The sequence below is a fragment of the Azotobacter tropicalis genome (genome assembly GCF_059739045.1).
The window spans coordinates 118,518-143,206 of the sequence record NZ_AP046059.1 but is presented as its reverse complement, the minus strand read 5'-3'; the positions used below and the strand labels follow the sequence as shown (position 1 = coordinate 143,206).

At 70.1% G+C, this 24,689-nt stretch carries 15 protein-coding genes and 2 pseudogenes; 11 read left to right on the top strand and 6 right to left on the bottom strand.

What is annotated here, in order from left to right; all coding sequences use genetic code 11:
* Positions 1-31 precede the first annotated feature (31 nt).
* From Atro_RS00670 to Atro_RS00655, 4 genes are all read right to left on the bottom strand, one after another.
* Entirely contained in the window at positions 32-2,038 is a 2,007-nt protein-coding gene (locus Atro_RS00670; protein ID WP_497926001.1) for a transglutaminase TgpA family protein, read from the bottom strand.
* Positions 2,035-2,994 (bottom strand): DUF58 domain-containing protein, encoded by a 960-nt coding sequence (locus Atro_RS00665; RefSeq protein WP_497926000.1) that lies wholly within the window; start codon positions 2,992-2,994, stop codon positions 2,035-2,037. Before Atro_RS00665 ends, Atro_RS00670 begins: the two co-directional genes overlap by 4 nt.
* Positions 2,994-3,911 carry an AAA family ATPase gene (locus tag Atro_RS00660; protein WP_497925999.1) on the bottom strand — a complete coding sequence of 306 codons (918 nt, stop codon included), beginning with the start codon at positions 3,909-3,911 and terminating at the stop codon, positions 2,994-2,996. The genes Atro_RS00665 and Atro_RS00660 overlap by 1 nt, the downstream gene beginning before the upstream one ends.
* 166 nt (positions 3,912-4,077) lie before the next feature.
* A complete protein-coding gene (locus tag Atro_RS00655; protein ID WP_497925998.1) occupies positions 4,078-5,334 on the bottom strand; it encodes an ADP-ribosylglycohydrolase family protein in 1,257 nt (418 codons plus the stop codon).
* Positions 5,335-5,591: 257 nt separating this feature from the next.
* Between Atro_RS00655 and Atro_RS00650 the strand changes: the two are divergent.
* The 5 genes and pseudogenes from Atro_RS00650 (at position 5,592) to Atro_RS00630 (ending at position 14,818) form a co-directional block, all read left to right on the top strand.
* A pseudogene (locus Atro_RS00650) lies at positions 5,592-8,305 on the top strand (cation-transporting P-type ATPase).
* Positions 8,306-8,576: 271 nt separating this feature from the next.
* Positions 8,577-9,939 (top strand): annotated as a pseudogene (locus Atro_RS00645) (hypothetical protein).
* Between the two features lie 32 nt (positions 9,940-9,971).
* Positions 9,972-12,200 (top strand): Ig-like domain-containing protein, encoded by a 2,229-nt coding sequence (locus Atro_RS00640; protein WP_497925997.1) that lies wholly within the window; start codon positions 9,972-9,974, stop codon positions 12,198-12,200.
* 156 nt (positions 12,201-12,356) lie between these two features.
* Positions 12,357-14,117 (top strand): AAA family ATPase, encoded by a 1,761-nt coding sequence (locus Atro_RS00635; protein ID WP_497925996.1) that lies wholly within the window; start codon positions 12,357-12,359, stop codon positions 14,115-14,117.
* Positions 14,117-14,818, top strand: coding sequence for a general secretion pathway protein GspB (locus Atro_RS00630; protein WP_497925995.1), 702 nt, complete (start codon positions 14,117-14,119; stop codon positions 14,816-14,818). Before Atro_RS00635 ends, Atro_RS00630 begins: the two co-directional genes overlap by 1 nt.
* Here Atro_RS00630 and Atro_RS00625 read toward each other — a convergent pair.
* Both Atro_RS00625 and Atro_RS00620 read right to left on the bottom strand, forming a co-directional pair.
* Positions 14,788-16,860 (bottom strand): TonB-dependent receptor family protein, encoded by a 2,073-nt coding sequence (locus tag Atro_RS00625; RefSeq protein WP_497925994.1) that lies wholly within the window; start codon positions 16,858-16,860, stop codon positions 14,788-14,790. The genes Atro_RS00630 and Atro_RS00625 overlap by 31 nt on opposite strands.
* A 155-nt stretch (positions 16,861-17,015) precedes the next feature.
* Positions 17,016-17,387, bottom strand: coding sequence for a DUF2946 family protein (locus Atro_RS00620; protein WP_497925993.1), 372 nt, complete (start codon positions 17,385-17,387; stop codon positions 17,016-17,018).
* 127 nt (positions 17,388-17,514) lie between these two features.
* On the opposite strand from Atro_RS00620, the gene Atro_RS00615 reads away from it, so the two are divergent.
* From Atro_RS00615 to Atro_RS00590, 6 genes are all read left to right on the top strand, one after another.
* Entirely contained in the window at positions 17,515-18,171 is a 657-nt protein-coding gene (locus tag Atro_RS00615; protein ID WP_497925992.1) for an ion channel, read from the top strand.
* Between the two features lie 445 nt (positions 18,172-18,616).
* A complete protein-coding gene (locus tag Atro_RS00610; RefSeq protein ID WP_497925991.1) occupies positions 18,617-19,294 on the top strand; it encodes a nucleoside/nucleotide kinase family protein in 678 nt (225 codons plus the stop codon).
* Positions 19,291-20,055 (top strand): dTMP kinase, encoded by a 765-nt coding sequence (locus tag Atro_RS00605; RefSeq protein ID WP_497925990.1) that lies wholly within the window; start codon positions 19,291-19,293, stop codon positions 20,053-20,055. The genes Atro_RS00610 and Atro_RS00605 overlap by 4 nt, the downstream gene beginning before the upstream one ends.
* 69 nt (positions 20,056-20,124) lie before the next feature.
* Positions 20,125-21,897, top strand: coding sequence for a phosphoethanolamine transferase CptA (cptA, locus tag Atro_RS00600; protein WP_497925989.1), 1,773 nt, complete (start codon positions 20,125-20,127; stop codon positions 21,895-21,897).
* Between the two features lie 96 nt (positions 21,898-21,993).
* Positions 21,994-23,340 carry an omega-aminotransferase AptA gene (gene aptA / locus Atro_RS00595; RefSeq protein ID WP_497925988.1) on the top strand — a complete coding sequence of 449 codons (1,347 nt, stop codon included), beginning with the start codon at positions 21,994-21,996 and terminating at the stop codon, positions 23,338-23,340.
* A 271-nt stretch (positions 23,341-23,611) separates the two neighbouring features.
* The gene (locus tag Atro_RS00590; RefSeq protein WP_497925987.1) at positions 23,612-24,625 is read left to right on the top strand and encodes a sensor domain-containing diguanylate cyclase; all 1,014 of its coding nucleotides are present in this window, start codon (positions 23,612-23,614) and stop codon (positions 24,623-24,625) included.
* The last annotated feature ends 64 nt before the right edge of the window (positions 24,626-24,689 follow it).

Here is a 24,689-nt window from a genome sequence, read left to right as displayed (position 1 = left end):
GAGTGAGCGGCCAGCGCCGGCCCGGCCGAAGTCACCCCTCGCCGGAGCGCCAGGGCAGCGCCCGGCGCACTTGGCGGAGTGCCCGTCCCAGTTCACCCGGCGCGCCCTGCCGGCCGGCATAGCGCTGCGCCTCGAAAAGCGCGGCGAAGGCGCGGATCGCCCCGGCCTGGGCCGGCAAGCGCCGCGCCGCCCGTTCGGCGAAGGCCCGCGGCCCCTCGCCGGATGCTCGGTGCAGGCCGTGGCGCGCCAGTAGCTTCTCGAAGCGCCGGAACAGCCGCTGCTGCGCATCGCCCTCGCGCCGCCAGGGTTTGAACAGCCAGAGCGCGACCAGCAGCAGCGTCGCCGCGATCGCGGCAACGGCGGTCAGCCCCAGCAAGCGCAGGTCCGCCCTGCCGAACCAGCTGCGCAGGACCTGCATCTGCTGCTCGCCCTGGTAGCCGAGCACCCAGCGCTGCCAGCCGTAGTTCAGGTTGTCCCAGGACAGCCGCAATCGGTTTAGCCACTCGATGCCGCGATAGCGCGCCAGTGAAAGCGGCGCCTCCTCGAGGAAGCCCTGCTCCTCGCCGAGCGCCTGCTGCAGCCCCCGCTCGATACGCTCCGGCGCCACCTGGAAGGTCGGATCGACGCTGGTCCAGCCGTGCCGCGGCTGCCAGTACTCGACCCAGGCATGGGCGTCGAACTGGTGCACCAGCAGGTAGTTGCCGGCCGGGTTGAGCTCGCCGCCCTGGTAGCCGGTGACCACCCGTGCGGGAATCCCGGCGGCGCGCAGCACGAAGGTCATGGCGCTGGAGAAGTGCTCGCAGAAACCGCGCCGCGTGACGAACAGGAATTCGTCGACACTGTCGCGCCCCAGCCGCGGCGGCTTCAGGGTGTAGTGGAAGGCTTCGCGGCCGAAATGTCCGAGCAGCGCCTGCACCAGCGCCTCCGGCTCCGGATGGCGGCGGCGCAGCTCGGCGGCCCAGGCGCGGCTCTGCGGATTGCCCTGCTCCGGCAATTGCAGGGCGCGCTGCAGCGCCGGCACGGAGCCTTCCGGCTCGCGCAGGGCATCCGGCCAGGAGGTCAGCCGGTAGAGCTGCGGACGGGTCACCGGGCGGCGCTGCTGCAGACGAAAATCCGCCAGCAGGCGGGCATCGTCCGGCCCGCCCTCGGCGACGTCCAGGCCGTACAGCCAGGGCTGGTTGCTCGGCTGCATGACGATGCTGTAGGCGAGCGGCTCGCCGCGCCGCTCCCAGAGCGGCGGCTCGACCTGCGCCGCCCCCTGGGCCTGCGACCAGCGCCGCCCGTCGAAATGCTCCAGGGTCAGCGCCCGCCAGTAGAGCCGGTTGCGTTCGGGCAGCGGCCCCTCGAAGCTGGCACGAAAGGCCAGCTCGCCGGACTGGCCGAGTTCGGCGATATCGCCGGGCGTCATGCTGTCGGACAGCCCGGTCACGCCCCGCTCGCGGGGCCCCGGCAGGCTCCACAGCGGCTCCAGGCGCGGGAAGAACAGAAACAGCAGCAGCATCAGCGGCGCCGCCTGCAGCAGCAGGCCGCCGGCCAGGCGCAGGGTGGCCCAGGGGTCGGCGGCCAGGGCGCTCTGCTGCAGACCGATCAGCGCCGCCAGCAGGGCGGTGAGCGGCAGCAGGTAGTAGAGCGCGGCGAGGATGCCGTCCTCGAACAGGCCGGCGGTGGCCAGTGCGAAGAAGCCGAGGAAGATCACCACCAGGGCGTCGCGCCGGCTGCGCATCTCCACCAGCTTGAGGATGAAGGCGGCGATCAGCAGCACCACCCCGGCCTCCAGGCCGACCAGCCCGCCGCGGGAGAGATACACGCCGAAGCCGGTGCCGAGCATCAGCCCGGCCTTGATCCAGCCGTTGGGATGGGCCGCGCGCATGCGGAAGATCTGGATGCGCCAGGCGGCGCAGCCGAGCCAGAGGCCGACGATCCACAATGGCAGATGCCCCAGGTGCGGCAGGACCACCAGGAGCTGGGCGACCAGCAGCCAGGTCAGGCCGACCCGCGGAATCGGCTGCAGCGCCGCGCCGGACTTCGCCGTCGTCATGGCGCCTCCCCGTACAGTGCCAGGGCACGCAGGCAGGCGTCGCGGTGCGCCTCGCCGCTGGCCGGGCCGAGCCGCTGGCCGGGCAGCTGCAGGACGAACGGCCGCTGCTGCTCCGACAGGTCCAGCACCCAGTGGCAGAGCAGCGACAGGCGGCTTTCGCCGTCGCCCGCCAGCGCGCTGAAATCGAGGCAGAACTCGCGGCCCTCCAGCGCAGCGAAATCCTTGACCAACAGGCCCCGGCCGCGGGAATAGGCCTTCCAGTCCAGGCGCCGCTTCGAGTCGCCGGGGCGATAGGCGCGCAGTCCCTGGTAGTCGTCCACGCCCTCGCCGCGCGCCTGCCGGCCCTCGTCCTCGGCTTCCTCCGGCGCGCCGGCGGCCAGCGGCAGGTCGCCGGCCAGCGGTTGCGGATAGACCAGCGCGCGCTGCCCCGGATCGATCCAGCTCCAGGCCACCATCAGCCCCAGCGGAAAGCGGCTCTCGACCCGCAGGCGCGGCGCCGGCAGCCAGCCGCGGCGCGGCGCGGGCAGGCTCAGCTCCACGCTGGCGGCAGCCTCGGCAGGCAGGTCGTGAAGCTGCAGATCGCCGCTCGACCAGCCCAGCGCCAGCGCCTGATGGGCACGGCCGTCGCTCTCCAGGCGGATCGGAAAGCGCGCCTGCCCGCCGGCGAACAGCGCCGCCGGCGCCCCGGCCTGCAGGCGCAGCCCGGCCAGGTTGCGATAGGTGTGCAGCACACCGACCAGAAATACCGAGCCGAGCAGGAAGGTCAGCACATAGGCCAGGTTGTTGCGGTAGTTGATCGCCGCCAGCAGCATCAGCAGCAAGGCCACGCCGAAGGCCAGGCCGACCCGGCTGGGAACGATGAAGATGCAGCGGCGGTCGAGCCGCACGCCACCCGCGGCGCGGACGATCCGCCCCGACCAGCGGGGACGGATGCCTTTCAGGGATTCGGCCGGCATCAGACTGCCACCACCTCGCGCAGCAGCCACTGCACCAGCGTGCCGCCGCCATGCCCCGCCGGGTCGGCCCGCTCGCGCAGACGGTGGCCGGCCACCGCCGGCAATACCGCCTGCACGTCCTCCGGGATCACGTAGTCGCGCCCGGCGAGATAGGCCCAGGCCCGGGCCGCCGCCAGCAGCGCCAGGCTGCCCCGTGGCGACAGCCCCCAGGCGAACTGCGGCTGGCTGCGGGTGGCCTCGACCAGCCGCAGCACATAGTCGACCAGCGCATCGCTGACCCGCACCAGGGGGATCTCCGCCTGGATCGCCGCCAGCGCGGCATGGTCGAGGACCGGCTCGAGCTCCGGCAGGCGCTGGCGTCCCGAGCCGGCCAGCAGCAGCGCCCTCTCCGCGGCTCGCGCCGGATAGCCCAGCGACAGGCGCATGAGGAAGCGGTCCAGCTGCGACTCCGGCAGGGCGAAGGTACCGCCCTGAGTGACCGGATTCTGGGTGGCGATCACGAAGAACGGCGCCGGCAGCGGCCGGGTGGCGCCCTCGATGGTCACCTGGCCCTCCTCCATCGCCTCGAGCAGCGCGCTCTGGCTCTTCGGGGTAGCCCGGTTGATCTCGTCGGCCAGGATCACTTCAGCGAAGATCGGCCCCGGATGAAAGACGAACTGTGCGCTTTCCTTGTCGAACACCGAGGTACCGAGAATGTCGCCGGGCAGCAGGTCGGCGGTGAACTGGATGCGCTGGAAACCCAGGCCCAGCACCCTGGCCAGGGCATGGCTGAGGGTCGTCTTGCCCATGCCGGGCAGGTCCTCGAGCAGCAGATGGCCACGCGCCAGCAGACAGGTCAGGGCCAGCCGCACCTGCAACTCCTTGCCCAGCAACACCCGGTCGATACTCTGCAAACAGCTTTCCAGTCGCGTGCGCATGCCTGACTCCTCGATTGCGAAAGCCCGATGCTACCGGCCTGCCGGGCGAGGGCAAGGCTGCGGATGTACCCAGAAGTAAAAATGTGAAGCAGGCATTGGACCGAGCCGCGGCAACGCCACTTGCCCCAATCCGCAGCCACCTGACTCTTCATGAAAGGTTATTCACTCACCACCCCGGATACCGCTCCCAGAGCGCCCGGCTCGTCTCGCTGCCGTCGGCCCGGTAACTGCCGGGCACCAGGCAGAGATCCAGAGCGACGCGCTCGATCACGTCGCGCAGCTCCAGATTGTCCACCCAGCGCGCGGGAATGGCCTCGGGACCGTGGAGCAGGCCGAGGAAGTGGCCGGCGATCAGGCCGGTGCTGTCGCTGTCGCCGCTGTGGTTGACCGCACGGATCACGCCGTCCTCAAGGCTGTCGGCCGACAGCGCGCACCAGAGGCCGATGGCCAGCGCCTCTTCGGCGACCCAGCCGCCGCCGAGCTGCTCGATGCGCCGGGGCGTCGGCGTCATGTCCTCGGCGTGCAGCGCGAGGACGTGCCCGAGCAGGCGGCGGGTTTCCTCCATGCCGGGCCGCCCGCCATGCGCGGCGAGGCTGGCCCGGGTCGCCTCGGCCAGCGAGGTCTCGCCGTTCCAGAGGCGCGCGAGGATGTCGGCGAACAGCCCGGCGGCCAGGTAACCGGTGGCGTGACCGTGGGTCAGGCGCGCGGAATCGGCGGCCTTGTCGAAGGGGCTGGGAAAAAAGGCGCAGGGCGCCACGCGCATCACCCCGCCGCAGCCCTTGCTGCGGTTGCCGGCCGGCTCGCCGAGGCGGCGGCTGGCGCGCAGGGCGGTAAGGCAGGTGTTGCCCGGAGCACGACGCGACCACAGGCGCCGCTCGCCGAACAGCCAGCCATCCCGGCCCACCGTGGTGGCCGCGTGCTCGTCCTGGGTCAGCAGCCAGCGCAGCAGGGCATGGTGGATGACGCTCGGCGGATGGCAGACGCCGCGGGACACGCCGCGCACCCAGGCGCGCAGCAGGCCTTCGGCGGTGAACAGCATCATCTGGGTATCGTCGGTGATGGCACCGAGCTGCCCGTAGGCCGAAACGAAATCGACGATGCCCCGCGTGCCGAACTGCCGCTCGATCTCGGCCCAGTGGAGGAACTCGACCGGCGCGCCCAGGGCATCGCCCACCGCCCCGCCGAGCAGGCAGCCGAGCACGGCAGCGGGGTCGCGCTTCAGGCGCGGGGCATCGTCCACCGGCTGCAGGTGGGCCTCGTCGCTGCGCGAAAGGGTTATTTCCGCAGGATTTCCCAGCTGATCCTGGCCATCGACGGCGACGCAGCCCGCCAGCAGCGGGCCGACCCGGAGGACGCGCAGCAAGGTGCCGCAGCGGCTGTCGCGCAGCAGCATCCAGGGGTGAATCCGTTCCAGTGCGAGCATCGTGAAAGACTCCATGCGGGGGTGCCGGTGAATGGAGTCAGCATGCCTGCAGCGTGCGACAGCTCGTGTCGTACCCGCCGAGGCGCAGGGCCGGACAGATTCCGGCACAATCTGGAAACAGTCGATGAACGGCGCTTGTCGTGCCGGATGCGCTATGTTGTCCGACTGCCGACGATATGCGGCTGGAACGGGAGCAAGAAAGCACCCGGCCACCGCCGGCGGCGCCGCGACGATAGACAGACAGGACGAGGAACGCGATGCAAGGACACCCCCACAGCGACTGGCACACCCGACCGGCCGAGGACAGCCTGGCCGCGCTGGACAGCGGCCCGGACGGCCTCAGCGCCGACGAAGCCCAGCGCCGCCTCGAACAGCACGGCCCCAACCGCCTGCCGCAGCGCAAGGGCGATGGGCCGCTCAAGCGCTTCCTGCTGCAGTTCCACAACCTCTTGATCTACGTGCTGCTGGCCTCCTGCGGGGTCACTCTGATCCTCGGCGAGTGGCTGGACAGCGCGGTGATCTTCGGCGTGGTGCTGATCAACGCGCTGGTCGGCTTCATCCAGGAGGGCAAGGCCGAACAGGCCATGCGCGCCATCCAAAAGATGCTCACCCAGGAAAGCCGGGTACGCCGCGACGGCAAGGTCAGCGTGGTCGACGCCGAACACCTGGTGCCGGGCGATCTGGTCCTGCTCGAGGCCGGCGACCGCGTGCCGGCCGACCTGCGCCTGCTCGACACCCGCAACCTGCGCATCGAGGAAGCCGCGCTGACCGGCGAGTCCCTGCCCAGCGACAAGGGCCGCGAGCCGGTCGGCGCCGCCGCCAGCCTGGGCGACCGCAGCAGCATGGCCTACTCCGGTACCCTGGTCAGCGCCGGCAGCGGCGTCGGCCTGGTGGTCGCCACCGCCGGGCACACCGAGCTGGGCCGCATCAGCCACCTGCTCGGCGACGTGCAGCGCCTGCAGACCCCGCTGCTGGCCGACATGGCGCACTTCGCCCGCCAGCTCACCCTGATCATCGTCGGCCTGGCCGCGCTGACCTACGCCTTCGGCGTGCTGCTGCGCGACTACTCGGCCGGCGACATGCTGATGGCCGCGGTCGGCCTGGCCGTGGCGGCCATTCCCGAAGGGCTGCCGGCGGTGCTGACCATCATCCTCGCCCTCGGCGTGCAGCGCATGGCCCGCCACCGGGCGATCATCCGCCGCCTGCCGGCCGTGGAAAGCCTCGGCGCAGTGACGGTGATCTGCTCGGACAAGACCGGCACCCTGACCCGCAACGAGATGACCGTGCAGTGCGTCTTCACCCGCGAACACAGCTACGAGGTGGAAGGCGTCGGCTATGCGCCGCAGGGCACCATCCACTGCGACGACGGCCAACTGTGCCAGCTGGACGCCGCCGACGACCTGCGGGAGCTGGCCCGCGCCGGGCTGCTGGCCAACAGCGCCAGCCTGCATCGCCTGCCGGACGGCTGGGGCATCGCCGGCGACCCCACCGAGGCGGCCCTGCTCACCCTGGCCGGCAAGGTCGGGCTGAAGCTGCACCAGGAGAACCAGCGCCTGCCGCGGGTCGATGCCATTCCCTTCAGCTCCGAGCGGCGCAGCCTCGCCAGCCTGCACCACGACCACGCCGGGCACGGCCTGATCTACCAGTTCGGCGCCCCGGAGCGCCTGCTGGAAATCTGCCAGCGGCAGTGGCGGGCGGGCAGCGACGAGCCCCTCGAGCGGCGCTACTGGCACCAGCGCCTGGACGAGGGCGCCCGCCAGGGCCTGCGCATGATCGGCCTGGCCATGCGGCCGCTGGAGCAGAGCCGCCAGCAGCTCGACGAGGACGACCTGAACGAGGGCTTCATCCTCCTCGGCCTGGTCGGCATGATCGACCCGCCGCGCGAGGAGGCCATCCGCGCCATTGCCGAATGCCGCAATGCCGGCATCGCGGTGAAGATGATCACCGGCGACCACGCCGCCACCGCCGGCGCCATCGCCCAGCGCCTGGGCCTCGGCGAGGGCTGCACGCTGACCGGCGCCGAGCTGGATCGCCTGGACGATGCCGAGCTGGATGCCCGGCTCGCCGAGACCTGCGTGTTCGCCCGCACCAGCCCGACCCACAAGCTGCGCCTGGTCGAGCGCCTGCAGGCCGGCGGCGCCCGCGTGGCGATGACCGGCGACGGGGTCAACGACGCCCCGGCGCTGAAGCGCGCCGACATCGGCATCGCCATGGGCATCAAGGGCACCGAGGCGGCCAAGGAGGCGGCGCAGATGGTGCTGGCCGACGACAACTTCGCCACCCTGGTGCAGGCGGTGGCCGAGGGCCGCACCGTCTACGACAACCTGAAGAAGTCGATCCTGTTCATCCTGCCCACCAACGGCGGCCAGGCCATGGTGCTGCTGGTGGCCATCGCCCTCGGCCTGTCCCTGCCGATCACCCCGCTGCAGATCCTCTGGGTGAACATGATCACCGCCGTGACCCTGGCCCTGACCCTGGCCTTCGAGCCGGCCGAGCGCGGCCTCATGCAGCAGCCGCCGCGCGATCCGAAGGCCCCGCTGCTGAGCGGCTGGCTGCTCTGGCGGGTGTTCTGCGTGTCGCTGCTGCTGACCGCCGCCAGCCTCGGCCTGTTCCTGCTCACCCAGCAGCAGGGCTGGAGCCTGGAGGAAAGCCGCACCCTGGCGGTGAACGTGCTGGTCGCCGGCGAAATCGGTTACCTGTTCAGCTGTCGCCGCCTGCGCGAGCCGGCCGACTTCGGCGTGCGCCGCAACCCCATGGTCTGGGCCATGGTGCTGCTGCTGTTCCTGCTGCAGCTGGCTTTCACCTACTGGTCGCCGCTGCAGGAGCTGTTCGGCACCGCCGCCCTCAGCCTCAACGCCTGGGCTGGTGCCTGCTCGGCGCGGTCGGCGTGTGTCTGGCGGTGGAGCTGGAAAAGGCCTTCCGCCGCCGGCGCCAGCCAGGCCGTCCCGGAAGGGAGGCGGCGGCCCGCTGAACCGACGGGCGTGCCTTTGCCGGCGCGCGGCACGCCCGTCCCCTTCCCCCACCCGCTCCCCGAAAAACACCCAACTCCGGGTGTCTTCCCGCCTCCCCGCCTCCCGCGCTCCGGACAGCGGCATTCTGCCAGGCCTCGCCGTTTCGCTATTTCGCCATCAACGAAGCGGCCTGGTATGAAATTTGCTCTGCGCTGATGGCAGCCAGCCAGTGGTGTGTACAGGCAGTCCAGAAGTCCACGAGCGGCCCTGCTCATCATCAGGGAGAGACTCATGCGCAGAACCTTCTCGACAGCCGCGACCGCAGCCCTGCTCGGCCTCGCGGCAGGCAATGCCGCCCAGGCGGCGCTTTTCGCCGTGGACCCCGGCCCCTACGGCACCGACACCGGCGGCTTCGCCGCCTGGTACCAAGACAACCACGGCCGGGTACTCGACCTGTGCCTGTCCAAGGCGCTCAGTTCGCGGGTGCCGGGCACGCCCGGTGCTCCCAGCTACATGTGCACGCTGCTGCCCGAACCGGGCGTCTACGACGACACCCAGCCGCTCGCCTTTCCCGGCAACTTCCCCAGCGAGGCCTTCTGGTTCACCGCCGATGCCTTCATCCAGCAGGGCGGGATCAACCTCGCCTACGGCGCGGCCCTGGAAGCCGCCTTCAACACCGAGCAACCGGTCGACGGCAACCAGATCAGCTTCGCGCGCATCCGCCTGCGCGTCGACCTGACCACCCCGGCAGCTACACCATCACCCACCCCTACGGGATCGAGGTGTTCACGGTCAGCGCCGAGGACATCGGCGGCGACGGCGTGAACGCGATCAACCTGATCCGCGACATCGGCATCGGCGCGCCGGGCGACTACGGCGGCGCCCTCGCCGGCGACGTCGGCCCTTCCTGCGCAGCGTCAACGGCCCCTACCAGGAAACCAATCCGGACACCGGCGCGCTGGAGCTCTTCGTCGGCGACCCGAACCTCGAAGAGAACGCCACCGGCAGCCCCTTCGCCACCAACTACGTGCGCATCCAGGGGCCGAACGGTCTCGATCTGCGCACCGAAGTCTTCGCTCTCTCCGGCAAGCTCTCCGCGCTGCAGCGGCCGACCCCGCTGGTCATCCAGCGCAGCACCTACTCGCGCGACAGCGACGAAAGCGGCGCGCCGCTGCAGAGCCAGGACCTGTTCGTCCAGGCCCCGCCGCCGCCCGGCAAGGCCCAGTTCAGGGACAGCGCCGGCGCCAGCGTCGAGATGAGCGATGCCGACGGCACCGGCAACTGGTACGGCCAGTCGGCCGCTACCCCAACACCCTTGGCCTCGCTGGAGGTCAGCGCCGACAACAGCGGCGCCACGCCGCCCAATCCGCCGACCAGCCAGTCCGCCACGCTGGTCGATCAGGTCACCATCGAGCGGGCCGAGTACAGCCTCGGCTCCGGCCAGCTGCTGATCGTGGCCAGCTCCAGCGACCGCATCGCATTGCCTGCACTGACCGCCAGCGATGCCGGCGGCACGCCGATCGGTCCGCTCGACGAGGGCGACGGCGCGCTCAAGACCCTGGCCAGCATCATCAGCTCCATCCCCCCGGCACGGGTCACGGTGACTTCCGCGAACGGCGGCAGCGACACCGAAGAAGTGCTCATCCGCCCGTGACCCGCAGCGCACCCACATTGCCAGGAGGCATCATGAACAAGCGGACAGGATTACTGCTCGGCGCCCTGGGGCTGGTCGCCGCGACCGGCGCGGCCTGGGCCGAACTCGCGGCCGTCGACCCCGGCCCCTACACCCCGGCGACCGGCGGCTTTCCCCAGTGGTATCAGGACGACACCGGGCTGAGCCTGGAACTCTGCCAGTCGAAGGCGCTCAGCCCGACGGTGCCCGGAACGCCGGACGCACCGGCCTACCTGTGCACCCTGCTCCCCGAACCGGGCGTCTACGACGACAGCAAACCGATGGTCTTCCCGGACAACTGGCCGCCGGAGCTCTTCTGGTTCCTCGCCGAGACCAGCATCCCCGACAGCGGAGGCCTCGAACTGGAGGTCTACGCTGCCGCCGTCGAGGCCGCCTTCGCCCTCGAACAACCCAGGGACGGCGACCAGCAGAGCTTCGCGCGCATTCGCATCCGCGCCTCGGTGCCGGTGCCCGGCGAATACACCATCACCCATCCCTACGGCGTGGAAAAGCTCCAGGTCACCAGCCCCGGCCGGCGGGCGATCAACATCACCCGCGACATCGGCATCGGCGCGCCGGGCGACTTCAGCGGCGCCCTCGCCGGCGATATCGGCCCCTTCCTGAGCCGCGCCGACGGCACCCGGATCAGCGCCGTCAACCCGGAAACCGGCCAGACCGAAACCTTCATCGGCGATCCCAACGAGACGACCGGCGTGACCGGCGGCCTGTCCAACAACAACTTCGTGCGCATCGAAGGCCCCGGCGGACGAGCCATCCAGACCGACCAGTTCGTCCTGTCCGGCAAGGTGCGCGACGCCCGCCCGGCGACTCCGCTGGCGGTCGGGCGCGCCACCTACGGGCGTACCGCCGAGGGCTCGCGCATCGACCTGTTCGCCAGCTCCGGCGACGGCGACCCGAACGCCGAACTCTGCTACCGCGAAACCCTGGAACTGGTCGGCGGCACCCCGCCCTCGCCCTGCCTGCACACGCTGAGCGGCGACAACAACGGGCATTTCTTCGCCAGCAATCCGCCGAGCGGGGACCTGCCTCCCTTCGTGGTGGTCACCGCCAGCGATCCCTCCGGAGCGACCCGGCCGAGCACGCTGTCGGCCCGTCTCAGCGACGTGGTGAAGATCAGGACCGCCCGCTACGCCTGGGCCGACCGCAGCCTGACCATCGAGGCCAGCTCCAGCGACGAAACGGCGCTGCCCGACCTCGCCGCCGAAGGCTACGGACTCCTGGCCAAGACCGGCCCCCTGCAGACCCTGACCGTGACCGACCTGGCCCAGCCACCGGCCAGCGTCACGGTGAAATCCGCCGCCGGCGGCAGCGATACCGAGCCGGTGACGGTGCTCGACAGCGCGCCGCCGATCCCGGACAACCAGTTGCCGGTGGCGGCGAACGACAGCGCCACGACCTTCGAGGGCGATCCGGTGACCATCGCCGTGCTGGCCAACGACAGCGATCCGGACGGCGACACGCCGCTCAGCGTGGTCGACCTGACCCAGCCGGCCAGCGGGCAAGGCAGCGCCGCCCTCAACGGCAGCACCCAGGTGACCTACACGCCGCCGACCCCGCTCGCCAGCGAGCTGGTCACGACCTTCTCCTACCGGGTCCAGGACGCCCGCGGCGGCCGTTCGGAGCCGGCCACCGTCACCGTCAGGGTGGCGCCCAACCAGGCGCCGAGCGCGGCGAACGACACGGCGAGTGCCATCGGCAACGGCACACCGGTGACCATTGACGTGCTGACCAACGACAGCGACCCGGAAAACCAGCCGCTGACTGTCGTCAACCTGACCCAGCCGGCCAGCGGCCAGGGCACAGTCGCCAGCGACGGCACCCAGGTCACCTACACCCCGCCGAGCGGCGTCACCGCCAACTTCGCCACCAGTTTCACCTACCAGGTCCGGGACAGCCTCGGCGCCCTCTCCGCCAGCGCCAGTGTCAGCGTCGCGGTCACGGCGCCGGTGGTCCAGGAAAACCTGGCGGTGCAGCGGGCCACCGTGCAGGCCAAGGGGCGTAACCGCTGGAGCTGGGACATCCGCGGCACCACCAACGTGGTGAACGGCAACAGCATCCGGGTGCTGGTCGACGGCGTCACCCTGGGAACGGCGACGCCCAGCCAGAACGGCCGCTGGCAGGTTCGCGCCAACAACAGCAGCGTGGCACCGCCGAGCGGCGGGACGATCGTGGTCGGCAGCAGCCTGACCGAGAGCCTGGTGGTCCCCGTGCAGGTGCAGTGAGGTCCGCCCCATCCCTCGCCCGCCGAGGGATGGGGCAAGGCCGGAAACGCCCCCCAGCGCGTCGCCGAAGACGGAAGGCCAGATTCTGCCGTCAAGCTGTCGCGCGATGGGTCTACCCTGAAAATGCCATAGCCACGGAACGCAGACAGCACGCTTATGTACAACCAGTATTTCGGCTTTTCCGAGGCCCCCTTTTCCATCTCGCCCGATCCGCGCTACCTGTTCATGAGCGAACGGCACCGCGAGGCCCTGGCTCACCTGCTCTACGGCCTGCAGATCGACGGTGGCTTCGTGCTGCTCACCGGCGAAGTCGGCACCGGCAAGACCACCCTGTGCCGCTGCCTGCTGGAACAGGTGCCGGAGCATTGCGACATCGCCTTCATCTTCAACCCCAAACTGAGCCGCCTGGAGCTGCTCAAGACCCTCTGCGAGGAGCTGCACATCGCCCTGCCCGACGGCGTCTGCAACCTCAAGGCGCTGTTCGACCGGATCAACGCCCACCTGCTGGAGAGCAACGCCCGCGGCCGCAAGACGGTGCTGATCGTCGACGAGGCGCAGAACCTGTCCACCGAGGTGCTGGAGCTGCTGCGCCTGCTGACCAACCTGGAAACCGACCGGCACAAGCTGCTGCAGATCATCCTGCTCGGCCAGACCGAGCTGCGCGAGCTCGTCGCCCGCGAGGACATGCGCCAGCTCGCCCAGCGCATCGTCGCCCGCTACCACCTGGAGCCGCTGTCGCGCCCGGAGGTCGGCGCCTACGTGCGCCATCGCCTGGCCGTCGCCGGCACCCGCGCCGCGCTCTTCGCGCCGCCCTTGCTGGAACGCCTGTACCGGCTGAGCGGCGGCACGCCGCGGCTGATCAACGTGCTCTGCGACCGTGCCCTGCTCGGCGCCTACGTGCAGGGCAAGGCCGCGGTGGACCGGGCCACCCTGGACAACGCCGCCCGCGAGGTGTTCGGCCCGGCGCGCCGGCCGAAAGCCCCCGCCGCCCTGGCCGCGGCCCTCGGCATCAGCCTGCTCGCCGGCGTGGCCACGGCGGGCTGGCAGCTGGCGCCGCAGCCCGTGCGCGAGGTGGGCCGCAGCGGCCTGGAGCGCCTGCTCGCCGGCGCGGACGCGCCGGCCGAGGCCAGTCCGCCCGTATCCGTCCCCGCGCCCGCGCCGGCACCCGAGGCCCCCGGCAAGGACGACGCACCCGCGCCGCCCGCCGCACCGGCCGACTCTCCGGCCAACGAAAGCGAGCCGCCGCTGGAGCCGCCGCGCCCCGAGCCCGTCGTGCCGGAGAAGGACGAGGACGTCGCCGGCCCCGCCGCCGAACAGCACTGGCTGCACGAGGCGCTGGCGGTGCGCGCCCTGTTCGGCCAGTGGCAGGCGGCCATCCGCCAGCCCAGCGACCTGGACGGCGCCTGCCGGCAGGTCGAGGAAATGAGCCTGCGCTGCCTGCGCCGGCAGAGCGGCCCGGAAGCCCTGGCCAGCCTGCCGCCGCCGTTCATCGTCGAGCTCGCCCCGGCCGACGGGCCGCCCTTCCTCGCCACCCTGCTGGCGCGGGACGAACGCCGGGCCAGGCTGGTCGTGGCCGGCGAAGTCCGCGAGGTCGGCCTCGCCGCGCTGGCCCGGCGCTGGAGCGGCCGCTACGTCCTCCTGCAGCAGGCGCCGCTGGCCCGCAGCCGGCGCCTGACCCTGGGCAGCCGCGGCGCCGACGTGGCCTGGGTGGACCTGCAACTGGCGCGCTGGGAAGGACAGACCCGGCCGCGTGCCGGCGACCCGCTGTTCGGCAGCGAACTGGAGCGGCGCGTGCGCAGTTTCCAGCAAGCCAGCGGCCTGCTCGCCGACGGCGTGGTCGGCGCACAGACCCTGCAACGGCTGGCCGATCTTGGCAGCACCGAAATGGCCGCGCTGACGACGAGACCTATCCACTGATGTCCTACATACTCGAAGCCCTGAAGCAATCGGAACATGCCCGCCAGCAGGGCAAGGCCGCGGTCCTCAACAGCCTGCCACCGCTGCTCCCGCCGCCTCGCCAGAGCGCCGCCCGCCGCCTGCCGGCCGCTCTGCTGCTGGCGCTCGGCCTGGCGCTGACCGGCGCCGGTCTCGGCTGGTGGCGCCCCTGGCAGGACGCGCCGACCGGTGCCGTCGCTCAGGCGCGGCCAGCGGAAACGCGCGCTCCGCACAGTGCACCTCCGGCCTCCGCCGAGCCGGCTCCGGCGGCGCCTGTCGCCAGCCCCGCAGCGCTCCCGGAACCGGCCGGGCCAGTCGTCATCGCCAACCCACCGTCGACACCTCCGGCCGTCGCCCCGGAGCCGCTGATCCGCCTGGACCCGCCGGCGCCCGCCGACACAGCGCTCGCCGCCGCCCCACCGGCAGTCCGGCCCGCCCCCCTGCCGACGCCGCCCGACCGGGTACTCGGTCTCCAGGAGTTGCCCGCCGAGCTGCGCCAGAGCCTGCCGCACCTGTCCGTCTCGGGCTTCTCCTACGCCGAGGAGCCGCAGCTGCGCATGGCGGTGATCAACGAGCGCATCCTGCACCAGGGCGACCTGGCCGGCCCCGGCATCGTCGTGGAGCGGATCGCCAGCGACGGCGTGGTGCTGAACTATCGGGGCTTCCGCTTCCGCCCGCGCTGACGCCGCTCACAACCGCCACTCCAGCCCCGCATAGACGCTGCGCCCGTCGCCGGGCAGGAACTGCGCGCTGTCCTGCCGCGGGCATCGGCGATCACCCCGGTGGTGGCGGCGTAGCGACGGTCGGAGAGGTTGCGCCCCTCGACGAAGAAGCCCAGGCCCCTCGCCGCCCGGTAGCCGCCCTTCAGCCCCCAGAGGGCGTAGCGGTCGGTATACAGGGTCTCCGCATGGTCCACCGCATAGTGGCTCGGCACCCACTCGAAGGTCGGCCCGGCGTACCAGCCCGCCCGCTGCCAGAGCAGCTCGCCCTTGACGAACTGGCGCGGCACGCCGGCCAGGCGGTTGTCGCCGTAGACAGCGTCGTCGTCGAAGCGGAAGTCGTTGAACAGGTACTGCCCGCGCAGGACGAAGGCGCCGACCGACCAGGCGCCGCCCAGCTCGACGCCCTGGTGCAGGGTGCGGTCGGCGTTGATCGTGCCCAGCGGATCGCCGTTGGCGTCGTTGAGCGCCAGCAGCTCGTCGCGGATCTCGCTGCGGTAGACCGCCAGGTCGAGGTCCACGCCGCCGCGGTTGTAGCGCAGGCCGGCCTCCCAGGTCCTGGCCCGCTGCGCGTCGTTCTTGCTGACGATCTGCCCGCCGGTCAGCTCGCTGAAGGTCGGCGGCTCGTAGCTCTGGCTGAAGTTCGCGAACAGCTGTACGCCCTCGGCCAGATCGTGGCGCAGCCCGATGCGTCCGACGCGGCCGACGTAGGTCGCCTCGAAGGATTCGTCCTGGGCCACGCAACGGCTGGTGACCGCGGTGCTGCACTTGAGGCGGTCGTCGACCTCGCGCTCCTGGTGCAGCCAGGCCAGTCCGCCGATCAGCGCCCAGCGCTCGGCCAGCGGAATCTCCAGCTCGGCGAAGGCGTTCAGGTTGCGCGCGGTCTGGCGCAGCTCGTTGAGCTTGCGCCCGGAGTGGCCGCCGACGTTCTGGTGGCGCACGTCGTGGTTGCGCCCATGGCTGGCCTCGATGCCGCCGGTCCAGCGCCAGCCCTGGCGCTGCCACTTGTGGGTGAGGCGCAAGCCGTAGTCCTCGCTGTCCACGTCGTACACCTGATGGATCGGGTGCCAGAGATCCTTCTCGCTGTAGAAGCTGGCCAGCTCCAGGCTGTGGCCGCCGTCCAGCGTCCAGACGGTGCGGTTGCCGAGGCGGTCGAGGGTGAAGTCGCGGCGCTGGTCGTTGCGCAGGTTGTTCGGCGCGGCCTGCTCGTCGTCGTCATGCATCTGCGCCCTGGTCAGGTTGCCGGGCAGCTCGGAGTCGGTTTCCACATGGGTCAGGTAGAAGCGGGTGGACAGCCGGTCCGTGAGCCGTCCGCCGAGGTTGGCGAAGTAGCGCTGGTTGTCCTGCCGGGCATGCTCGCGAAAGCCGTCCTGGGAGGAGTCGCTCAGGCTCAGGTAGGCGTCCCAGTCGCCGAAGTCCTCGGCGACCGCCATGAACATCCGGCGGTAGTCGAAGCTGCCGCCCTCGTAACGCAGATCCACCGGCGGCGCGCTCTTGCCGGTCGGCGCGACGAAGTTGACCGCCCCGCCGAGGGTGGCCGTGCCGTAGTGCCAGGCGTTGGCGCCGCGCAGCACCTCGATGTGGTCGGTGGCCAGCGGCTCGATGACCTGGAAGTCGAAACTGCCGTCGGCCAGGTTGACCGGCGCGCCGTCCTGCATCAGCAGCAGACCGCGGCCGTGGAAGGTGCGCTGCAGGCCGGAGCCGCGGATCGACAGGCGCGACTCCTCGGCGCCGAAGCGCGGCTGGACGAACACCCCGGTGGCCATCCCCAGGGCGTCCTGCAGGGTGCTGCTGCGGCCGGTCTTGTAGGTTTCGCCGTCGACCAGCGTGGCGCCACCGGGAATCCGGTCGAACTCGGCACGCTTCTCGGCCAGGCTCGGCGCGGTGGGGTCCGACTCGCGCTGTCCGTCGATGGTCATGCTGTCCAGCTCGACCTGTTCGGCCAGCGCAGGGGTTGCCAGGCCAGCGCTCAGCGCCAGCAGGCTCAAAATGGATGAAGGGCGCATCCCCGTTCTCCTGAAGTTGTTCTTCGTTCCATGTCGGGCATGGCCCGGCCGCGGCCGGGGCCACACCGAAGTCTCGGGAAGGGTCGGCTTCGCCGGCGCAGGCGTCCGCTCCGGGCAGGCCCGGAGGAGGGAGCGGCGGCGAGGCCGCAGGGGAATCAGGGCGCGCGGGGATTGGCCGGCGGCCAGTGCTGGCGGGGCGGCGACTTGCCGCGTTGTGTCGGGCGGCAACACCAGTGGCGCGCCGGGCGCAGCCAGATACCCAGGGCGACCAGCAGGGCCAGGTCGACCAGGGCGGGGGAATTGCAGAGCGGGCAATTGGCGAAGGCCGGGGCGGCCTCGAGATCGCCGGCATCGCCGTCCAGCGCCGGCCCGGCGTGCCCCTCGGCCGAACAGAACGCCCCGCCGAGCCCGGCCAGCGTGAAGCCCGCCGACTGCCCGTGGCCGATGCTGCAGTGCAATGCACTGAGCAGGACGCTGAAACACAGCATCCAGGCGATCAGCGAGCGAGGGGCGCGCGAAAGGTTCATGGGCGGCGGGCGGACCGAAGATTCGGGGACGGAGAATCTAGCCGATGGCCAGGTTCCATGACAGCCCCGCGCATTCCTCTTTACACTTGCCCATGCCTGCCGTTCCCGGCCGATTTCCAGACCGCCCATGCCGCCACTCGTTCAGCACCTCATCCGCCTGCCCTCCGCCGGACTGCTGCTCATCCAGCTGCTCGGCGTGCTGCTCTATCCGCTGATGGAAGATACCCAGACCGGCCGGGCGCTGCTCGGCGCATTCGGGGTGATCGTGCTGGGCGCGGCGCTGCGCATGGTGCGCCGCAGCTCGTCGGAAACCCGGATCGCCCTGCTGCTGGCCGGCGCCATCCTCGTCCTGATGCTGGCCAACGCCCTGGTCTCCGTCCAGGAAATCCGCCTGGGACTCGCCCTGCTGGAAGGCGCCTTCTATTTCTACGCGGCCGGCAGCCTGATCTTCTACATGATGGAGGACCGGCGGGCGACCACCGACGAGTTGTTCGCCGCCGGCGCGACCTTCACCCTGCTGGCCTGGGCCTTCGCCTACCTGTTCGGCGCCTGCCAGCTCCTCGCCCCGGGCAGCTTCACCGCCCTGCTCGATCCCCAGGCGCCACGCAGCTGGCTGGAGCTGCTGTTTCTCAGCTTCAGCACCCTGTCCGGCGTCGGCCTCGGCGACATCCTCCCGCTTCGGCCCATGGCCCGCGCCCTGGTGATGCTCGAGGAGTTCACTGGCGTGATGTATTTCACCCTGGTGGTGTCGCGCCTGATCGGCCTGACGATCAGTCAGCGCTAGCAGCGCTGCCCGGCCGCGGCGCTCCGGCCATCCGACGACCGGCCAAGCGCACCGACCGCCGCAAAACGAACGCCTCCCGCCCTCGCCTCGCTCCTGCGTGTCAATCCCATATGCATCAATAATTTGACGCTACTAATTGACAATACGCTCTTAGATACATCCTGTAATAAATCATGTACCTTATATTAATCATAGATTAATAAAACATGCTGCTTGCCTTGCAGTGGGCCCGGGAAGGCTCTCCTTCAGTCGCCGCGTTGGGATCGCGGCGGGATAGCCTTTCTAAGGGTGTCTAGTGACCATGTCTTTAGTTCATAAAGAAGATTCCTTGTGCCAAAAATTTGGCGTCGCCAAATCGGCCTTGTGTAACTCCCTTCACGATCATGTTCGGCGCACGACCCGCAAATTCTCACGCGGCAATCGCGAGCTGGCGCCTCTGGTCGCCATGGTCGGTTGCGACGGGGCCGGCAAGTCCACGGTTTCCGAAGCCACCCTGGCATGGATGCGGACCTTCCGCCCCGCTGAGTACTGCCACCTGGGCATCCAGTCCAAGACCATCGGCGAGGCGATCATCCGGCTGCCGCTGATCGGACGGAGCGCCGAGCGCCTGATCGAACGCAACTCCAAGCGCGGCCGCGTAGCGCAGGACGGGCCGGACGAAGGGCCGACCAGCCTGGCGGCCTTCGCGATCTACCTGCTCTCCCTGCGCCGCTGGTTCCGCTTCCAGCGCATGATGGCACTGCGCCGCCAGGGGATCGTCGTCGTCGCCGACCGCTACCCGCAAGTCGCCGTGCCCAGCCTGAAGCTCGACGGTCCCGGCCTGTCCAACGTGCCGCTGCGCAACGGCTTCGTCCGCTTCCTGGCGCGCCGCGAAAAGGCGCTTTACGCCTACATGACCAGCTACCGGCCCGACCTGGTGATCCGCCTGAACGTCGATGTCGAAACGGCCTACGCGCGCAAGCCCGATCACCGCTACGAGTCCCTGAAGGCCAAGATCGAGGCAACGCCTCTGCTGGAGTACAAGGGGGCGCCGATCGTGGACCTCGACACCCGTGAGCCGCTGGCGAACGTACTCGCCGGGGTGAGAACGGCCATCGACTCCCGCCTGGCGATAAGCCTATGAACGCGCCGATCAACTTCATCGATGCTCGGGTGCAGGGCAGCGCCGATCAAGAACCGCTGATCGCCATCGTCGGCTGTGACGGCTCGGGAAAAACCACGCTCGCCTCCGAGATATGCTCGGCGCTGCAGGAGCATTCGGCCACCTATTGCTATCTCGGCCTCGGCTCGCGCGGCATCGCCGACCGGATCGCGACCTGGCCGCTGATCGGCAAGCCGCTCGTGCGCCGGCTTTCCGCCAAGGCCCGGCAGGCCCGCACGAAAGGCCAGCGCATCCCGGGGCTGCTGACCGCACTGGTGATCTTCTGGTTTTCCACGCGGCGCCTGTTGCGCTTCAAGCACATGCTGAAGCTGCGAAAGCAGGGGCAGGTGGTGATCTGCGACCGCTACCCGCAACTGGAGGCGCCCGGCTTCTACGACGGCCCCGGCCTCTCGACGGCCCGCGCCGGCGGGCCGCTGGTCGAGTGGATCGCCCGGCAGGAGTTGAAGCTCTACGAGCACATGGTGCAACACCGGCCGACGCTGGTCATCCGCCTGAACATAGACGCCGAAACCGCACATGCCCGCAAACCGGATCATGAGCTGGATCTGCTGCGCGACAAGGTGGCCGCCACCCCGCTGCTGCGCTTCAACGGCGCGCCGATCCTCGACATCGATGCCCGCCAGCCCTACGAGGCTGTCCGCGCCGCCGTCCTGGCGGCCGTGCAACAGGCGATACGCATAAAGGCTTCCGCCGCCGCGGAATTGGTATGGTCGGTGGCGTAGGCACCGGGCCGGCCTGACCTGTCCGCGCACCGGCAGTTGCGGCGCCGGTGCGCGGCGATCGAGGACATTATGGCAACGACGAGACTTCTCTTTACCGAGCGCCCCCGGATCGACTGGGCCGGGCTCGGCTGGATGTTCCTGTTCTTCTGGTATTTCTCCGGCGTCACCCAGACGCTGATCGCGTTTTCCGGGGTCGCCGGCCTCCAGGGCTTGCGCCAGGCCTCGATGGCCAGCGCCCTGTGGCTGATCCCGCTGCTGCTGTTCCCGGCGCGGACCAGGCTGCTCGCCGGGCTGATCGGCACCTTACTGTGGCTGTGCTCGCTGAGCGGCTTCGGCTATTTCCTGGTGTACGGCCAGGAGTTCTCGCAGAGCGTCATCTTCATCATGTTCGAATCGAACGTGGCCGAGGCGAGCGAATACCTGGGGCACTACTTCGCCTGGTGGATCGTGCTGGCCGTGATCGCCTACGGCTTCGGCGGCTGGCTGCTGTGGCGCAAGGTGCGCCCGGTGTACCTGCCGCGCCGGGCGCTGCTGCTCGCCTGCCTGCTGCTGTTCGGCGTCTCGATGGGCTACGAGGCGGTGCGCCAGTACATCAAGCGCGACACCCTGCAGCGGGCCATCGACGAATTCGAGGAGAACATCGAGGCGGCCTCGCCCTGGCAACTGGCGGTCGGCTATCACCAGTATCGCCGGCAGCTGCAGGGCATGGCCGACCAGCTGGCCAGCCAGGAACGGATTCCGCCGCTGAAGAACCTGGTCGACGCCCATGCCGGACAGCCCTCGACCCTGGTGCTGGTCATCGGCGAATCGACCAACCGCCAGCGCCTGAGCCTCTACGGCTATCCGCGGCCGACCACCCCCAACCTCGACAAGCTGCGCGGCGAGCTGCAGGTATTCGACAACGTGGTCACCCCGCGCCCCTACACCATCGAGGCGCTGCAGCAGGTGCTGACCTTCGCCGACCAGGAACACCCGGACCTCTACCTGACCACGCCCTCGCTGGTCAGCGTGATGAAGCAGGCCGGCTACAAGACCTACTGGATCACCAACCAGCAGACGATGACCAAGCGCAACACCATGCTCACCACCTTCTCCAGGCAGGCGGACGAGCAGGTCTATCTGAACAACAACCGCGACCAGAACACCACCAGCCAATACGACGGCGACGTGCTCGAGCCGTTCGCCAGGGTGCTGGCCGACGACGCGCCGCGCAAGTTCGTGGTGGTGCACCTGCTGGGCACCCACATGCGCTACAAGTACCGCTATCCGGAGGAGTTCGAGCGCTTCACCGACCGCAGCGGCGTGCCGGCCAGCGTCACCGACGACCAGCTGCCGACCTACAACAGCTACGACAACGCCGTGCTGTACAACGACTACGTGGTCTCCTCGCTGATCGAGCGCTTCCGCGCCACCGACCCCAACGGCTTCCTGTTGTATCTGGCCGACCACGGCGAGGCGGTGTTCGACGCGCCCGATCCCCAGGTGCTCGGCCGCAACGAGGCCGCGCCGACCGGCCCGATGTACACCGTGCCGTTCATCCTGTGGAACGCGCCGAAGTGGCAGGCGCAGCAGCCGCGCGATTTCAGCGCCAGCCTGCACCGTCCCTACAGCAGCTCGCACTTCATCCACACCTGGGCGGATCTGGCCGGCCTGCGCTTCGACGAGCTGGAGCCGAGCAAGAGCCTGGTGAGCGATGCGTTCAAGCCGCATCCGCTGCTGATCGGCAATCCGGCACAGCCGAAGAGCCTGATCGACTTCAGCCTGATCAAGCCGAAGAAGCCCGCGCCTGCGAATGCCGACCTGGTCCAGCAGGAGCCGGCGGCCAAGGACCGGACGATGTAAGGCGCATGGGGCCGGGCGCAGCAGGCGCCCCGTCGAACCGGCCAACTCAGGCCGCTAGACTGGGAGCACACCCGAACGCCCTGCTGCGAGGCCCCCATGAACCAGCCGCTGGACACCCCCTCCTCCCTGGCCGCCGGACTCGACCTGCGCGCCCACTGGATGCCCTTCACCGCCAACCGCAACTTCCAGCGCGACCCGCGCCTGGTGGTCGCGGCGCAGGGCAACTACCTGACCGACGCCGAAGGCCGGCAGATCTACGACAGCCTCTCCGGCCTCTGGTGCTGCGGCGCCGGCCACGGCCGCCGGGAAATCGCCGAGGCGGTGGCGCGCCAGCTCGGCACCCTCGACTACTCGCCCGGCTTCCAGTTCGGCCACCCGCTGTCCTTCCGCCTGGCCGAGAAGCTCGCCGGCATGACCCCGGCCGGCCTCGACCACGTGTTCTTCACCGACTCCGGCTCGGAATGCGCCGACACCGCGCTGAAGATGGCCCGCGCCTACTGGCGCCTGAAGGGCAAGCCCGGCAAGAGCAAGCTGATCGGCCGCGCCCGCGGCTACCACGGGGTCAACGTCGGCGGCACCGCCCTGGGCGGCATCGGCGGCAACCGCAAGGCCTTCGGCCCGCTGCTGGACGCCGACCACCTGCCGCACACCCTGCTCGCCGAAAACGCCTTCAGCCGCGGCCTGCCCGCGCACGGCGGGCCGGCGCTGGCCGACGCGCTGCTCGGGCTGATCGAGCTGCACGACGCCTCGAACATCGCCGCGGTGATCGTCGAGCCGATGTCCGGTTCGGCCGGCGTCCTGGTCCCGCCCGAGGGCTACCTCGCGCGGCTGCGGGAGATCTGCGACCGCCACCAGATTCTGCTGATCTTCGACGAGGTGATCACCGGTTTCGGGCGCAGCGGCGCGCTGTTCGGCGCCGAGCGCTTCGGCGTGGTGCCGGACATCCTCAACCTCGCCAAGCAGCTCACCAACGGCGCCATCCCCATGGGCGCGGTGGTGGCGAGCGGCGAGATCTACGCCACCTTCATGCAGCAGGACCTGCCCGAACACGCGGTGGAGTTCGCCCACGGCTACACCTACTCCGCCCACCCGGTCGCCTGCGCCGCCGCCCTCGCCGCGCTCGAACTGCTGGAACGCGAGAGCCTGGTGCAGCGGGCGGCGGAACTGGCCCCGCACTTCGAGAACGCCCTGCACGGCCTGCGCGGCGCGCGGCATGTTCTCGACATCCGCAACTGCGGCCTGGCCGGCGCCCTGCAGCTCGCTCCGCGCGACGGCGACGCCCTGGTGCGCCCCTTCGAGGCGGCCATGCGCCTCTGGCGCCGGGGCTTCTACGTGCGCTGCGGCGGCGACACCCTGCAGTTCGGCCCGCCGTTCACCAGCTCCGCCACCGAACTCGACCGCCTGTTCGATGCCGTAGGCGAGACGCTCGACCACATCGACTGACGAGCGGGGCCGCCGATGGAGCGGACGCCACCCAGCGGGACGGCACGAATCCCAACATGCGTTTACATATTCGAATGAAATGGAGTGGTTTCACCCAGCGAGGGTGAGGACAATTTCACGATACGAAAAGGCATGAAATGATAGGGGCGAAACCTCGTCGACAGCCGAATCGGTATCCTCCTCCGTCCGGCTCTCCAGTTCCGTCTGCCGCGTGCGATGCAGACGGGTATGTTCCCGCCGGCCGGAGTGCCGGCCCAGCAGTAGACCGAACATGCATTCGCCAGAAAGCAATCCCGAGAATACCAGTCGCCGGCCAGGGACGGCCGCCGACTGCAACGGCGCCGCCGGCTTCGAAACCATCCTCGACGGCATCGACGCCATCGTCTACGCGGCGGACATGCACACCTACGACCTGCTCTATCTCAACAGCTACGGGCGCCGTCACTACGGCGATCCCGAGGGGATGAAATGCTGGCAGCTGCTGCAGGCCGGCCAGACCGGCCCCTGCGCCTTCTGCAGCAACCCGCGGCTGCTCGATGCCAATAGCCAACCGGCCGGGGTCTACGTCTGGGAAATCCGCAACACCCGCACCGGCCGCTGGTACGAATGCCGCGATCAGGCCCGCTACTGGACGGACGGCCGCCTGGTACGCATCGAGATCGCCACCGACATCACCGAACGCAAGCACCTCGAAGAAGCACTGGCCGAAGCCAAGCGCCAGGCCGAAGCCCTGGCGCACCTCGACGAACTCACCGGCCTGAACAACCGCCGCGCGTTCTTCCAGCTGGGCCTGCAGGCCTTCCGGCAGGCTGCCCGCGCCGCCGCCCCCATCGCCGTCGTCATGTTCGACCTCGATCACTTCAAGCAGATCAACGACGCTCACGGCCACTTCGTCGGCGACAAGGTGCTGGTCGCGGTGGGCAACAGCCTGCGCTCGCACATGCGCGAAGCGGACATCGGCGGACGTCTCGGCGGCGAGGAGTTCGCGCTGATCCTGCCGGGCACCACCCTGCCCGAAGCGCTGATCGCCGCCGAACGCCTGCGCGAAACCCTCGCCGCCGGCAGCCTCGCCCATGGCTCGCCGCACATCCGCAGCACCGCCAGCTTCGGCGTCGCCGCCTGCGCGGACGGCTCGCAGGACCTCGAGCACATGCTCAGCCTGGCGGACGCGGCGCTGTACCAGGCCAAGCGCAACGGGCGCAACCGGGTGGAGCACGCGGGCAGGCCAATCGCCCGGCCGACCGAGCATCCGGTTTCACTTGCCCTCATGGGCAAATGCGTATAATTATCACTCGCCAATTTCGCACACCCCGTTGACGACGACTTCCCCGCCCTCCGCTTGCGGACAG

Coding starts and splice junctions, on each gene's coding strand:
- Atro_RS00660 (WP_497925999.1), bottom strand. CDS start 3,911: ATGCGCACGCGACTGGAAAGCTGTTTGCAGAGTATCGACCGGGTGTTG.
- Atro_RS00655 (WP_497925998.1), bottom strand. CDS start 5,334: ATGCTCGCACTGGAACGGATTCACCCCTGGATGCTGCTGCGCGACAGC.
- Atro_RS00620 (WP_497925993.1), bottom strand. CDS start 17,387: ATGAACCTTTCGCGCGCCCCTCGCTCGCTGATCGCCTGGATGCTGTGT.
- cptA (WP_497925989.1), top strand. CDS start 20,125: ATGGCAACGACGAGACTTCTCTTTACCGAGCGCCCCCGGATCGACTGG.
- Atro_RS00640 (WP_497925997.1), top strand. CDS start 9,972: ATGAACAAGCGGACAGGATTACTGCTCGGCGCCCTGGGGCTGGTCGCC.
- Atro_RS00665 (WP_497926000.1), bottom strand. CDS start 2,994: ATGCCGGCCGAATCCCTGAAAGGCATCCGTCCCCGCTGGTCGGGGCGG.
- Atro_RS00625 (WP_497925994.1), bottom strand. CDS start 16,860: ATGCGCCCTTCATCCATTTTGAGCCTGCTGGCGCTGAGCGCTGGCCTG.
- Atro_RS00615 (WP_497925992.1), top strand. CDS start 17,515: ATGCCGCCACTCGTTCAGCACCTCATCCGCCTGCCCTCCGCCGGACTG.
- Atro_RS00610 (WP_497925991.1), top strand. CDS start 18,617: ATGGTCGGTTGCGACGGGGCCGGCAAGTCCACGGTTTCCGAAGCCACC.
- Atro_RS00590 (WP_497925987.1), top strand. CDS start 23,612: ATGCATTCGCCAGAAAGCAATCCCGAGAATACCAGTCGCCGGCCAGGG.
- aptA (WP_497925988.1), top strand. CDS start 21,994: ATGAACCAGCCGCTGGACACCCCCTCCTCCCTGGCCGCCGGACTCGAC.
- Atro_RS00630 (WP_497925995.1), top strand. CDS start 14,117: ATGTCCTACATACTCGAAGCCCTGAAGCAATCGGAACATGCCCGCCAG.
- Atro_RS00605 (WP_497925990.1), top strand. CDS start 19,291: ATGAACGCGCCGATCAACTTCATCGATGCTCGGGTGCAGGGCAGCGCC.
- Atro_RS00635 (WP_497925996.1), top strand. CDS start 12,357: ATGTACAACCAGTATTTCGGCTTTTCCGAGGCCCCCTTTTCCATCTCG.
- Atro_RS00670 (WP_497926001.1), bottom strand. CDS start 2,038: ATGACGACGGCGAAGTCCGGCGCGGCGCTGCAGCCGATTCCGCGGGTC.